We start from the raw sequence: 13,793 nt of genomic DNA, 5'->3' as shown, positions 1-13,793 counted from the left end.
CTAACTCAAAAGGCGTAGCATAGCTGGATATCTCTTATCATATTCAACGTGTGTCTTTCGTATAAGTTCATCTCTTCCTTCAGGATCGCTAAGCCACTCACGATAAAAATCTGCAGGAAAAGCAAGGAGTTTTGTAAAAGTTGGGTTGTTCAAGATATTTTCGATACTAGGGATGTTATAAGAAAACCACTCATCAAGAGACCACTCGCTAAAAGGAAGCATTCTAATCATCAATTGTAAGTAATCGTATTCTCTTGGTGCGTATGATACGAGGTCACCGTCGATCAGCATCAATTTCGTTCGGTTATAGATAAAATTATGATGTGCAGGATCTCCATGAACGATACAACCCTCTTCAAACGCCTTATTCTCAAAGTAAGTCAATTCGTCATCCATTTCTTCAAGAACGTGACGCCCAATGTTCGTATAGAGCTTAATCAGTTTATTTTCACCTTGTACACTTTCTTCAAACTTCATCAATCTGTTCATCCATTTTCTCTTCAATGAAACGAGAAATAAACCGTCTCCTCTTAAACCATATGATTCCTTGTGAAAGTGATTTAGCTTTTCAACAGCAAGCTTTCTTTCTTCAACTCTTGAGTAATCAAGGGCGCTTCCATCTTCAGCTAACGTACAAATCCAAAAGAGACCTTCGCTAGCTTTTATCCATTCACCATCCTCAAAAGGAACAATTTTCATAAACGAAAATGGACACTTTTGTGAAAGCAAAACCTGCTTCAATACAGTTTGATATCTTTTAGCTCCTTTTATGAAGACATTCTTTCCATTATGAGTTATACCACGGCAAACATTTGAATTAACACAGGTTATCGAATGAAAAAAAGGACGTATCCCTTGCAGGATACGCTCCTCGTGATGATTATCGTGACTCAGCATAGCTACTTTCCATATCCATATAATCCATCATGGGTGCTTTGTTTGCTCCTTGCACCATGTTCGCGTTCCCATAGTAAGGGTTTGCGTAAGGCATTTGCTGGTATGGAGAAACCTGAGATCCACACCCACAGTCATGCTGTTGATAAGGGGAAACCATCGGTTGATTTGGATAAGGGGACATCATTCCAGCTACGTTTTGATTAGGATATCCTCCTTGTGCGCCCATAACTGCTTCTGGATATTCTTCATTCGCTTTATTAGCATATGGAGATTGCGCCCCAGCTACTGCTCCTGGATATTGGTGATTGCCAGAGTTATACGCCCCTGCAACAGATCCTGGATAGCCCTGGTTCCCCATCTGTGCTCCCGCTACGGAAGGATAACCAGGCATATTCGCATTCGGACCTTGGTGTGCACCAGCTACCGCTCCAGGATAACCGTTGTTTCCGTAAGCACCTCCTACTGAGCCTGGATAGCCATTGTTTCCATAAGCTCCTGCTACATCCATTCCGTTACTACTTTCCATGTCTCCGGAGTAATTTTCTTTATTGCTACCCATATGCGCACCAGCTACAGAACCAGGGTAACCGTTGTTTCCATAAGCTCCTGCCAATTGCTGATTAGGTGAATGCGCTCCTGCTACAGAGCCTGGATAGCCATTATTGCCCATATGCGCTCCGGCTACTGGATACCCATTATTCCCTTGGTATGCGCCAGCAACTGAGCCTGGGTAACCGTTATTGCCCTCATATGCCCCGGCTACGTCTGAACCATCACTTTCCATGTCGTCATAATAGTTCCCTTTTTGAGCTCCAGCTACGGACCCTGGATAGCCTTGATTCCCGTGATTCATATGCGCTCCTGCCACTGATCCTGGATAACCCTGGTTTCCATGACCCATCTGTGCTCCGGCTACATTTCCCGGATAACCTTGATTCCCGTGATTCATATACGCTCCTGCCACAGATCCTGGATAACCTTCGTTTCCATGACCCATTTGTGTTCCGGCTACGGATCCCGGATAACCTTGATTTCCGTGATTCATATATGCGCCAGCCACTGAATTCGGATAGCCCTGGTTCCCTTGCCCCATTTGTGCTCCGGCTACGGATCCCGGATAACCTTGATTTCCATGATTCATATACGCTCCTGCCACTGAATTCGGATAGCCCTGGTTCCCTTGCCCCATTTGTGCTCCGGCTACGGATCCTGGATAGCCTCCATTACCCTTTTGAGCACCTGCTACATTTCCGAGGTTGGCATTTGGAGGTGCAGGCATCCCCATTCCTGAGGAAGATTCAAATTCACTCAACACTTCTTCGTCACTCATTGGATAAAATAAGTTCTCAGCTTTTCCCTTTGCTGCCTTTTCATTTGCTTTTTTCTCAGGCTTTGCTGCAGGCTTTTTCGCTTCTGGTTTTTTCGCTTCCGGTTTCTTCATTTCAGGCTTTACTTGTTTAGGTTTTTCTTTCTCAGGCATGATATTCATATTAAGACCCATATTTAATTCATTATTGATCGGCATATTAATAGATGGTTTTTCTTTTGGTTTCACCTGTTTAGGTGCTTCTTTCTTCTTGAACATCTCTTTTTTCTTCATTTGCATTTCTTTCTTTTTAACAGGAACTGTTCCTGAAGGTATTTTAATTTTCATACCTGGCATAATCATATCAGGATTGTTCAGCTGCGTATTTACAGCTTTTAGCTCTTCAAAATTTACGCCGTATTTCTTAGCGATCTTCCATAACGTATCGCCTTTTTGAACGACATGTATTTTCAAAATGAAAACTCCCTCCTGTACAAAGTCAGTACATTGAAATTCAGTACAGTGTATGCACTACTAGGCAGATTGCTACCTTTTTTTAGGCATAGGTCATGACATAAATATGCCGTGAGGGCTTTTCATATGTATCGTGTATAAAAAAATAAGCACTTTCCTCTTCGAAATAAGTTATCTATAATAGTATCATCAATTTTTTATTCAAGTTAATGATGGTGGAAGCTATAATAAAGGTGAACTAGATAGAAAGGGGTATTCGTTTTGCCAAAAGATGGAGAAAAGATATTAGGAGAAGATAGGCGCTCACTGATTAAAAAGTGGTTACAAGAGGCTGATCGACCGCTTACTGGGAGCGACTTATCACAAAAGACAAATGTGAGTCGTCAAGTAATCGTTCAAGATATATCCCTTTTAAAAGCTAGAAATGAACCGATCATAGCAACATCACAAGGCTATGTGATGTTTGAAAACAATAAACAAAACGAACGAACAAAACGTATTGTAGCATGCAAACATTCTCATGAAGAAACGAAAGAAGAACTCTATACAATCGTAGATAATGGCGGTACGGTTAAGGACGTAACGGTTGAACACCCTTTATATGGGGATTTACAGGCTTCACTGTTTGTAAGCAATCGACTTGAGGCTGATCAATTCATGGCAAGATTATCTGCTACAAATGCTTCTTTACTTTCTGAACTAACTTCAGGTATCCACCTTCACACGATCGAAGCAAATTCCGAAGCACAAATTGAAGCTGTTTGTAACGCATTGCGTAAAAAGGGTTTCCTTTTGGAGTAAGAGCAAAAATATTTTTATGAGGGGCACCCTGTTGTAGAAGGGTGCCCCGAGCTATTTCAATACAAATCGTAATACTCCAAATCCTTAAATACCTATCCGATGATCAGCCTCTTTTGCACGAAGCTTATTTGTAAATAATTTACTATCGATTCTATTTTCGAGCATACTAAAAGCAACGACGAGTTTAAGAGGCGAAGATCATGATATCAATTTTTGTTTCGGCACTCTTTCTTCTAGCTTCCATCCGCTACGGAGACTGGAAGAACTGGCAGCGGTACTACCCAACAATGCTTTATATGGTCATCAATGCGGTGCTTTATAACGTCATTACATACGAGTACCCGACATGGGAGTGGGAAGATGTGACGGGTGTTTTTCCTAATCACACACTTCTTGATTTCTGGATCATTTTCACTCAGTTTCCTGTTGTCGTCCTAATTTATTTAACAAACTACCCAACTTCCTTCAAAAAGCGATTGATCCGTTTTCTCGTGTGGGTGGGCATCTTCTCAGGTCTTGAAGCGATCGTTCTACAGGTAGATTATATTGTATACAATAACGATTGGTCATTATGGTGGTCGATTTTGTTTAACGTGACGACGTTTACCTTTATCCCGCTGCACCAGCGTCACCCGATCTTCACTTGGGTGCTTTCCTTCGTTTTTATCGCAATGTTATGTATGATTTTTGAAGTGCCGCTTGTAAAAATGAGATAGCTTTTAACGAGATACATCCTTGTCCATTACTAAGGCCTCTTCTGGATGCAACACATTACTATCTCCTTGAATCGTATTAGGATATTTAATTCCAGCTCCTGTATTCAGTATGACAACCTTGTCATTCTCCTTAATCCAATTTTGCTCACGAAGGGCTCTCGCTGCTGCGAACGCCGCCGCACCTTCAGGACATACGAATGCGCCCTCAAAAGATGAAACCGTCCTCAACTCACTCATGATAGAATCTTCACTAACCGATATCGCACACCCTTCCGTCTGTCTAATCGCATCAAGAATTAGAAAATCTCCTAGCGCTTTCGCAACGTTAATTCCAAAGGCTATCGTTGAGGCATCCTGCCACGGTTCTGCATAAGATTGTCCTTCCTCCCAGGCTTTCACGATTGGAGCACACCCTTCGCTTTGAACAGCGACGAGTCTCGGCATTTTCATTTCATCGATCCACCCTAGCTCTTGCAACTCCCTAAGCGCCTTGTATATACCGATCAACCCCACACCGCCACCTGTAGGATAAAGAATGACATCCGGCACTTCCCAATGAAACTGCTCAGCAATCTCGAGCCCCATCGTTTTTTTCCCTTCTATCCGATACGGCTCCTTAAGGGTTGAAGCATCGAACATTCCATACTCTTTCACAGCGTTTGCAACGATTTTCCCAGCATCACCGATTAGTCCATCGACAAGAAAAAGGTTCGCACCCGCCGCAAGGCACTCCTTTTTTGTTACTTCCGGCGCGTTAACTGGCATGACGATCGTAGATGAAATACCTGCTCTTGCACAGTAAAGCGACCAGGCTGCCCCAGCATTTCCGTTCGTTGGCATCGCAAGCTCCGTCACACCCACTTCTTTTGCTTTTGAGACACCCACCGCTGCCCCCCTTGCCTTGAACGAACCGGTTGGCACAAGGCCTTCATCTTTCATATAAAGATTTGGAATGTTCATGTCTTTTCCTATGACATCCATCTTAATGATAGGAGTCATGCCTTCACCTAGTGATACGACGTTCTCCTCCCTTTTGACAGGAAGTAGCTCATGATAACGCCATAAATCAGGGCGACGTTCATTAAGGTGCTCAGGACGCAACACTTTCTTAAGCTCTTCCATATGATACGCAACAAGTAACGGCGATCCGCATTTACATAGCTGATTTTGATCCTCTGTGTCATAGTTCTTACCACACTTTGGACAGTACAAATGAGAAACAAAACTGTATTTCATCGATTATCCTCCAGTAATTTTATTTGAATTTTCTGAACATAAGTAGTATAACCAAGTATAACAGAACGATTTTTACAGTTCTATTGAACAAATTTTTTATAAGGAAATATATTAGCCCCTATATTTATTACGCATAAATGATTGAACATTAAATATTATTGAAAACCAATTGACTTTTAGGATACACAAAACTATTAATAGTGTTATACTATATAATAATTATTACACTATATTTAAATCTTTTATAATTATATAGTGACACATTAGTTTGTTATTTTCTATACATAGAACTCTAGTCCATACGAATTTAAATTCTAAGAGATAAGGAGATTGATAGTGACGAATAAGGAAACGGTCTATGTTGTATCTGATTCCGTAGGTGAAACCGCCGATATAATGGTGAAAGCTGTAGCTAGCCAATTTTTTGGCCGAGAAGTCAATATTAAACACTTTTCTTATGTAGAGAACACACAGGACATTAACAATGTTATTACTGCGTCCAAGTACAGTAATTCCATCATCGCTTACACGATCGTTTTAGAGGATTTAAAGCACCATCTAGACGCAAAAGCACATCAAGAAGAAGTGGTCGTTGTTGATTTGATGCAACCTTTGTTAGACGCCTTCACAAAGAAATTTAATATAGAGCCACGTCGTCAACCTGGACAAATGCGGAAGCTAGACGAGGACTATTTTAAGCGAGTGGAAGCGATTGAGTTTGCTGTAAAATACGATGATGGTCAGGAAGTTTGGGGACTAAAGCATGCAGACATCGTGTTAGTAGGGGTGTCTAGAACATCGAAGACCCCACTTTCAATGTACTTAGCCAACAAGCAATATAAGGTAGCGAATATACCGCTCATTCCAGAAGTTCCTCCTCCTCAAGAATTATTTAATGTACCAAGAAAGAAATGCATCGGGTTGATGATTTCACCTGAGAAACTATATGAGATCAGAAAAGAACGATTAAAAAGTCTTGGTTTAACAAACTCAGCCAACTATGCATCACTCGATCGAATCTTCGATGAAATGACAAGCGCTGAAAACATTATGAAACGAATAGGATGTCCAGTGATCGATGTTTCTAATAAAGCGATTGAAGAGACAGCTGATATTATCTTATCCATCATTAATAAAAGGGAGAGCTTTAAATAATGGACAACAAATTTGTATTCTTATTTGATCATTCCAAAAATGGCGGCAAGGAACTACTCGGCGGTAAGGGAGCAAATTTAGCAGAGATGACGCGTATCGGATTGCCCGTACCGTACGGTTTTACAATATCTACTGCCGCTTGCAGAGCCTACTATGATGCCGAACAAACGATTTCTCCTAAAGTCAAATCACAAGTATTAGAAGCATTAAAAACACTTGAAAACAAGACTGATAAACAATTTGGGAATCCGATCAATCCTCTCCTCGTATCGGTACGATCAGGAGCTGTTCATTCGATGCCAGGGATGATGGACACTGTACTCAATCTCGGAATGAACGATGATACAGTAAGAGGCATGGCAGAACTTACAAATAATCCTCGTTTCGCTTATGATTCTTACCGTCGCTTTATTCAAATGTTCAGCAACGTCGTGCTAGATGTTGATCACTACCATTTTGAGCATCTGCTAGAAGACTTTAGAGAAAAACAAGAATACCAATCTGATACGGAACTAACAGCCGAAGATTGGAAAGTAGTGATCGAAGAATTCAAAACAATTGTACGTCAACAAGCGAACAGAAGCTTTCCTGAAGATCCAAAGGACCAACTTTTCCTTACGATCGATGCCGTGTTTGATTCATGGAACAATCAGCGTGCAGTCCTTTATCGCCGCCTCCACGACATACCGGGTCATCTTGGGACAGCTGTTAATATTCAAAGCATGGTATTTGGAAATATGGGAGAAGATTCTGGAACTGGCGTTGCTTTTACCCGCAACCCATCCACTGGAGAGTCAAAGCTTTATGGAGAATATTTAATCAATGCGCAAGGCGAGGATGTCGTTGCAGGGATCCGTACTCCACGCCCGATCTCCACCCTAAAAGATGAAATGCCTGATGTGTTTAAGCAATTGGTAGATACGTGCAACCTATTAGAAGATCACTACAAAGATATGCAGGACATTGAGTTTACTGTTGAACGTGGAAAACTATTTATCCTTCAAACGCGAACAGGAAAAAGAACTGCTCAAGCAGCGATTCGAATTGCTGTAGAAATGGTAAAGGAAAAGATTATGGATCAACGGACAGCACTGTTACGTGTCGATCCTGAACAGCTAAGTCAGCTTCTGCACCACCGCCTCGATCCTAACCATAAGAGTAGCCAGTTAACGACCGGCTTGCCTGCTTCCCCAGGCGCAGCCACAGGAATCGTCGTTTTTGATGCGGATGAAGCTGAGGTTCGATCAAAGAATAAAGAAAGAGTCATCCTCGTTCGTCCTGAAACGACACCTGATGATATTCATGGAATCGTGGCTGCTCAAGCTACTGTTACGAGCAGAGGTGGCATGACGAGCCATGCAGCTGTCGTAGCTCGAGGGATGGGAAAAGCCTGTATATGCGGATGTGATTCATTAAAAATAAATCTTGAGGCGAAGCAATTTATGGTAGGCTCCACAACCGTTCATGAAGGAGATACCATTACGATCGATGGCTCAACAGGTCACATCTTTCTCGGTGAAATTCCGATGATCGAACCTGAGCTATCTGACGATTTCCTATTACTGCTTCGTTGGGCCGATGAAGAAGCAAATATGGAAGTACGAGCGAATGCAGATAATCCAATCGATGCAAAGAAAGCACTCGATTTTGGAGCGAAAGGCATTGGACTTTGCCGTACAGAGCACATGTTCATGGATGCTTCACGCATTCCTACTGTAAGAAGTATGATTCTCTCTGAAACAACTGAGGAACGGAAGGAAGCACTTGAAAAGCTCCTCCCTATGCAGCAAGAGGATTTCGAAGGAATTTTTGAAACGATGCAGGGCCACCCCATTACAGTACGGTTATTAGACCCACCGCTGCATGAGTTTTTACCAGACAAAGAAGAGCTTCTTGTTGCGGTGACTAAGCTACAACTTACGGATCCAGACTCAAACGAGTTACGAGAGAAACAAAATCTCCTCCGAAAAGTGAAAGTATTGGAGGAATCTAACCCGATGTTAGGACATCGTGGTTGTCGTTTAGGAATGATCCACCCTGAAATCTATGAAATGCAAGTTATCGCTATTTTTAACGCGATGGCAAACGTGATAAAAAAGGGAATAAGTGTGAAACCTGAAATCATGATTCCACTAGTGAGCCATGTGAACGAACTAAAAGAGATGCGTCAGCTCGTGGTCACGATTGGGAATAAGCTGCAGGAAGAAACAGGTCAAGAATTTAACTATCTTGTTGGCACGATGATCGAAACCCCTCGTGCTGCACTAACAGCCGACCAGGTTGCAGAAGAAGCTGACTTTTTCTCTTTCGGAACGAATGACCTCACACAAACAACCTATGGTTTTAGTCGAGATGATGCAGAAGGCAAGTTTCTCCAACATTATGTGGAAAGCGACATCCTCCCTAAAAATCCGTTCGTCTCACTAGACAAGGACGGCGTTGGAAAATTAGTAGAAAACGGTGTCAAACTAGGAAGGAAAACAAAACCTACTTTAAAAACGGGAATTTGCGGAGAACATGGCGGAGAAAAGGAGTCGATCGATTTCTGTTTCCAAAAGGGATTGGATTATGTAAGCTGCTCACCTTTCCGCGTTCCTTCCGCAAGGCTTGCGGCCGCACAGGCTACCATCCGCAAGGAGAATAATAAGAGTCTTCAATACAATTAACTAGTACAGTATTGAAAACTTCACCGAAATCTTAAGAAAAACAAAAGGCAAGAGGGGCTCCCCTCTTGCCTTTTTATTTCCCATTGACTACAAAACAAGGATATTCACCTAGCACTGAGATTCCGATTCCTAATGCCTTAATCTCTTCCATTACGCCTTTTAACAAGATTTCTTTGTTCGGTCTTTCGACATCGATAATGAAGAAGTAGTTCCCAAGGCCCGTTTTCATCGGACGGGACTCAATTTTCGTTAAGTTGAGGTTTCTCCATGCGAATGCAGAAAGCACTTGATGAAGAGCACCTGGATAATCGGACGGCAGAATAATCTTATACGTGACCCGATCTTCTCTAAAAAGGGACGTCCTCGGTAATGGTTCAGGTGTTTTATGTACGACTAAAAAACGAGTATCATTATCTTCTGTATCGTGAATGTTCGACCTCGCTATCTTTAATCCGTATTTTTCGGCAGCAAGATCATTTCCGATGGCAGCTTCACGAGTATCACCTGAATCCCTTACAAACTCAGCCGCTGCACTCGTGGAAGCAACATTCTTCAATTCAACTTCAGGAAGTGCGTGTTGAAGAAAATGATGACATTGAGCAATGGCGTGAGGATGGGATTGAACCGTCTTGATATCACTCAAATTCTCTAGTTCTGGTAAGACGAGTAAATGCTGACGAATCGGTAGTACAAGCTCTCCTACTATAGGAAGTGAAACTTGTTGAGACAGTAGATCGAGGGTCATATTGACGGAGCCTTCAATCGTGTTTTCTAATGGCACGACTCCATAATCGATACGACCTTCTTCAACCGCTTCAAGACAAGTCTTGATCGTAGGAAACGGTATTCTATCTTCTTTTTCGAACAAAGTTTTAGCAGCGATTTCAGTAAAGGTCCCCTCAGGACCTAAAAAACCAATTTTCGATTGACTTTTCATGTCTTCCCCCTATGCTCCTGAGCCAATAATTTCTGCATTGTTCACAGCTTCAATCTGTTTGATTCTATCGATTAAGCTATTCAATTGCAAGTCTGATTCTCCTATTTCCATCGTTAAGATAACTGTCGCGTATCCTTGAAGAGGTATCGTCTGGTTGATTGTAAGGATATTGCACCCAAGTGATGCAACGGTGCTCAAAACGTTAGATAGAGCTCCTGAGCGATCTTCTAGGTGAATCGAGAGCGTGAAGATCTGTTCGATGATCATCGTATGGAATGGAAGGATCGTATCCCGATATTTATAAAAAGCACTTCGGCTCACCCCTACTTGATCGATCGCTTCTCTAACAGAATCTGCAGCGCCACTTTCGAGCAGCAGCTTAGCCTTAAGTGTTTTTAGCATGGAATCGGATAAGACGTCTTCACGTACTAAGAAAAAGTTTTTCTCGCCATTACTCATTACTTCTTTCACCTCTCTCCTAATCACAAGTAGATTTGCAAAAAAGACCGCCCACTTGGACAGTCTTCTGCTTAGATCAATCTACAAACTCAAATTCAAACTCAAGGATCCGAACAGCGTCTCCATCTTCCGCTCCTCGTTCACGCAATGCCTCATCAATGCCCAAGCTACGCATTTGTTGAGCAAATCTGCGAACGTTGTCTTCACGATCAAAGTCTGTCATCTTGAAGAGTCGTTCAATACGAGGACCGTTCACAATAAATGTACCGTCGTCATCACGCGTTATATAGAAATCAGGCGCTTCTTTCTCATGACGGTAAACGACTCTGCTTTCTTCTTCCTTCTCCTCGTCGAGCGGGAATTCAGGCGTCGTTTCTAGCTTATCTGCAATTTCAAATAGGAGTTCTTGTAACCCCTGTCTTGTAACTGCTGAGATCGGATAGATCGGATAGTCTTCTTGAAGCTTCTCTTTAAAGATCTTCAGATTCTCTTCAGAATCAGGCAAGTCCATTTTGTTCGCAACGATAATCTGAGGACGTTCCATAAGACGCATCTTATACTGTTTTAGTTCCTCGTTAATTTTTTCATAATCTTCGAATGGATCTCTGCCTTCCATCCCTGACATATCGATGACATGAACGATAACGCGCGTACGCTCGATGTGTCTTAGGAACTGATGTCCTAAGCCAACACCTTCATGTGCACCTTCAATAAGTCCAGGAAGATCAGCCATTACAAAACTACGTCCATCTTTCGTATCGACAACACCTAGGTTCGGTGCGATCGTTGTAAAATGATAAGCAGCGATTTTCGGTTTTGCTGCGGAAACAACTGATAATAACGTCGATTTCCCTACACTTGGGAATCCTACTAAACCAACGTCTGCGAGGACCTTCAATTCAAGAGTAACTTCTCTCTCTTCTCCCGGCTCTCCATTCTCTGATAGCTCTGGAGCAGGATTTGATGGAGAAGCGAACCTTGTATTTCCTCTGCCTCCACGACCACCTCTTGCAATTGTAGCGCGTTGACCGTGCTCAGTTAAGTCAGCAATTCGTTCACCAGTATCTGCATAGGAAACGACCGTTCCAGGTGGAACTTTAACGACCATATCTTCAGCACCACGGCCATGCTGGTTCTTCGAACGACCATGTTCACCAGTCTTTGCCTTAAAGTGACGGTTATAACGGAAGTCCATCAGAGTACGGAGACCTTCCTCAACTTCGAAGATGACGCTTGCGCCTTTTCCTCCATCTCCTCCGGCAGGTCCACCGTCTGGTACATATTTCTCTCTACGAAAAGCTACCATGCCGTTTCCGCCATCGCCAGCTTTTACAAATATTTTGACCTGATCTACAAACATTCTTTCACCTCATTTAATCAAAAACGTGCTTACAAGCTCATTTTCTGAGTGTTCAAATCGAGTCAGATGAGCACTTTTGATTTCAAAATTCTCGAATTCATCTTTGAGCTTTTGTGAATTAGCATACTCACCTTGAAAATCAAAAACTAGATGAATTTCTTCATGATACAGCTGAAGCGTCAACAGTAAGTGATGATCTGCAGGATAGGTCACCTGTCCTTCGATCGCTTCTGTACACCGAGCAACTAATTCAATCAGTTCTGTTTCATAGCTAGATATATCGTATTCATCCCCGATGACTTCAAAATCCAACTGAAATAAATGGTTACACCAGTTAAACGTCAGTATATATTCTGTAAGTTTTGGGGCATTTAAATTCGATAATTTTGCTTCTTGTCTTGACTGGATAATAATCTCTTCGATAATTTCCTTAGCTCGGTCTATGTGATCGAGGGCCAGGTTCCCTTTGATTAACTGCAGACGATTCAACCAATCATGTCGAGAATGGCGCAGTACTTCAAAGGTATTCCAATTTTTAGACATATTTGCACTCCCAATACTCTATCCATTTCCTTCATTATAACAATAATTGCATTTCATATTGTTTTCAAAAGAAATCGATCCCTAGTTGTTTTTCATCGTGCATCGTCACTCGACTGTTCGTTATTAAAGTCTATCGTATCAAAAAACTCTAACCGAACGGTTAGAGTTTTTCTTAGCTGCTTACGCTTCTTTCGCAACTGGATATACACTTACTTGTTTACGGTCACGTCCAAGGCGCTCAAACTTAACAACGCCATCGATTTTCGCGTATAGAGTGTCGTCTCCACCGCGGCCAACGTTTGTACCAGGATAAATCTTAGTTCCACGCTGACGGAAAAGGATAGAGCCACCGGATACGATTTGGCCATCTGCGCTCTTAGCTCCAAGACGCTTGGAGATTGAGTCACGACCGTTCTTCGTACTACCTACACCTTTTTTGGATGCGAAAAACTGAAGGTTCATTTTCAACATAATGTCCCACCTCCTATGTGTGAGTGATTTGAATATGATTACCGTATTCTTCGGCAATTGAGGAAATAGAAACTTCCATTCCTCGAAGAAGAAGTTGAACATTCTCATCTGTACGCTGCTCTAAACGAGCAGGAACTGTACAACTGAGATAGCCCCCTTCATCTTCCATGTCAATTATGAGTTCTACATCACAAAGGGATTCAATTGCATTAACCGCCCCGAACGTTACAGCAGATACGCCAGCACACACAATATCATAACCATGTGGTCCAGCATCTGCATGTCCAGAGAGAGAAAATGAAATGATTCTGTCATGAGAATCGCGTTTCACTTTGAAACGAATCATGTCAGTAACCCTTATGCGTTGATTTTGTCAATGACTACTTTTGTGTAAGGCTGACGATGGCCTTGCTTACGACGGTAATTTTTCTTTGGCTTATATTTATAAACCGTGATTTTCTTACCTTTACCATGCTTGTCAACTTTACCAGTTACAGTAGCGCCTTCTACGATAGGAGAACCAACTTTAACGTCATCTCCACCTACCATTAGCACACGGTCAAAAGTAACAGTTTCACCTGCTTCTGTGTTAAGAAGCTCGATGTAAACTTCCTGACCTTCAGTAACTTTGATTTGTTTACCACCAGTTTCAATAATTGCGTACATACGTGCACCTCCTCTAATACTCAGACTCGCCATTACAGGTGCTAGAACACTAGCTTAGAAACCTGATTTTGAGCGGTTGTAGCTCTTTGGGTGCTTCCAAACGAAC

The 13,793-nt window shown here is 42.2% G+C and carries 14 protein-coding genes and 1 other annotated feature; of the genes, 4 read left to right on the top strand and 10 right to left on the bottom strand.

Annotation, left to right across the window (positions count from 1 at the left end; genetic code table 11):
- Both ACXAEY_RS06660 and safA read right to left on the bottom strand, forming a co-directional pair.
- The gene (locus ACXAEY_RS06660; RefSeq protein ID WP_474810952.1) at positions 1–699 is read right to left on the bottom strand and encodes a hypothetical protein; all 699 of its coding nucleotides are present in this window, start codon (positions 697–699) and stop codon (positions 1–3) included.
- 181 nt (positions 700–880) lie between these two features.
- Positions 881–2,677 (bottom strand): SafA/ExsA family spore coat assembly protein, encoded by a 1,797-nt coding sequence (safA, locus tag ACXAEY_RS06655; protein WP_474810950.1) that lies wholly within the window; start codon positions 2,675–2,677, stop codon positions 881–883.
- A gap of 261 nt (positions 2,678–2,938) precedes the next feature.
- Here safA and ACXAEY_RS06650 point away from each other — a divergent pair, with 261 nt between their 5' ends.
- Both ACXAEY_RS06650 and ACXAEY_RS06645 read left to right on the top strand, forming a co-directional pair.
- Positions 2,939–3,478, top strand: coding sequence for a 3H domain-containing protein (locus ACXAEY_RS06650; RefSeq protein ID WP_474810948.1), 540 nt, complete (start codon positions 2,939–2,941; stop codon positions 3,476–3,478).
- Between the two features lie 200 nt (positions 3,479–3,678).
- Positions 3,679–4,194 carry a CBO0543 family protein gene (locus tag ACXAEY_RS06645; protein WP_270179435.1) on the top strand — a complete coding sequence of 172 codons (516 nt, stop codon included), beginning with the start codon at positions 3,679–3,681 and terminating at the stop codon, positions 4,192–4,194.
- A 3-nt stretch (positions 4,195–4,197) separates the two neighbouring features.
- Here ACXAEY_RS06645 and ACXAEY_RS06640 read toward each other — a convergent pair whose 3' ends face one another.
- Positions 4,198–5,430 (bottom strand): threonine synthase, encoded by a 1,233-nt coding sequence (locus ACXAEY_RS06640; protein WP_474810946.1) that lies wholly within the window; start codon positions 5,428–5,430, stop codon positions 4,198–4,200.
- A 336-nt stretch (positions 5,431–5,766) separates the two neighbouring features.
- Here ACXAEY_RS06640 and ACXAEY_RS06635 point away from each other — a divergent pair, with 336 nt between their 5' ends.
- Entirely contained in the window at positions 5,767–6,585 is an 819-nt protein-coding gene (locus ACXAEY_RS06635) for a pyruvate, water dikinase regulatory protein (protein WP_474810944.1), read from the top strand.
- Positions 6,585–9,251 carry a pyruvate, phosphate dikinase gene (gene ppdK, locus ACXAEY_RS06630; protein WP_474810942.1) on the top strand — a complete coding sequence of 889 codons (2,667 nt, stop codon included), beginning with the start codon at positions 6,585–6,587 and terminating at the stop codon, positions 9,249–9,251. Before ACXAEY_RS06635 ends, ppdK begins: the two co-directional genes overlap by 1 nt.
- 73 nt (positions 9,252–9,324) lie before the next feature.
- Here ppdK and pheA read toward each other — a convergent pair whose 3' ends face one another.
- The 7 genes from pheA to rplU form a co-directional block, all read right to left on the bottom strand.
- Positions 9,325–10,188, bottom strand: coding sequence for a prephenate dehydratase (gene pheA / locus ACXAEY_RS06625; RefSeq protein WP_474810940.1), 864 nt, complete (start codon positions 10,186–10,188; stop codon positions 9,325–9,327).
- A gap of 9 nt (positions 10,189–10,197) precedes the next feature.
- A complete protein-coding gene (locus ACXAEY_RS06620; protein WP_270179440.1) occupies positions 10,198–10,647 on the bottom strand; it encodes an ACT domain-containing protein in 450 nt (149 codons plus the stop codon).
- A gap of 76 nt (positions 10,648–10,723) precedes the next feature.
- Positions 10,724–12,007, bottom strand: a complete 1,284-nt coding sequence (gene obgE, locus ACXAEY_RS06615) for a GTPase ObgE (protein ID WP_270179441.1) — start codon at positions 12,005–12,007, stop codon at positions 10,724–10,726.
- A 9-nt stretch (positions 12,008–12,016) separates the two neighbouring features.
- Positions 12,017–12,550 carry a Spo0B C-terminal domain-containing protein gene (locus ACXAEY_RS06610; protein ID WP_270179442.1) on the bottom strand — a complete coding sequence of 178 codons (534 nt, stop codon included), beginning with the start codon at positions 12,548–12,550 and terminating at the stop codon, positions 12,017–12,019.
- Positions 12,551–12,730: 180 nt separating this feature from the next.
- A complete protein-coding gene (gene rpmA / locus ACXAEY_RS06605) occupies positions 12,731–13,021 on the bottom strand; it encodes a 50S ribosomal protein L27 (protein WP_224878597.1) in 291 nt (96 codons plus the stop codon).
- 13 nt (positions 13,022–13,034) lie between these two features.
- A complete protein-coding gene (locus ACXAEY_RS06600) occupies positions 13,035–13,367 on the bottom strand; it encodes a ribosomal-processing cysteine protease Prp (protein ID WP_270179443.1) in 333 nt (110 codons plus the stop codon).
- Positions 13,368–13,378: 11 nt separating this feature from the next.
- Positions 13,379–13,687 carry a 50S ribosomal protein L21 gene (gene rplU / locus ACXAEY_RS06595; RefSeq protein ID WP_224878599.1) on the bottom strand — a complete coding sequence of 103 codons (309 nt, stop codon included), beginning with the start codon at positions 13,685–13,687 and terminating at the stop codon, positions 13,379–13,381.
- Positions 13,688–13,699: 12 nt separating this feature from the next.
- Positions 13,700–13,775, bottom strand: a sequence feature (ribosomal protein L21 leader region).
- Positions 13,776–13,793: the final 18 nt, after the last annotated feature.

This window comes from Anaerobacillus sp. ABA4_114, from assembly GCF_056159065.1.
This window is presented reverse-complemented; position numbering and strand designations above follow the sequence as displayed.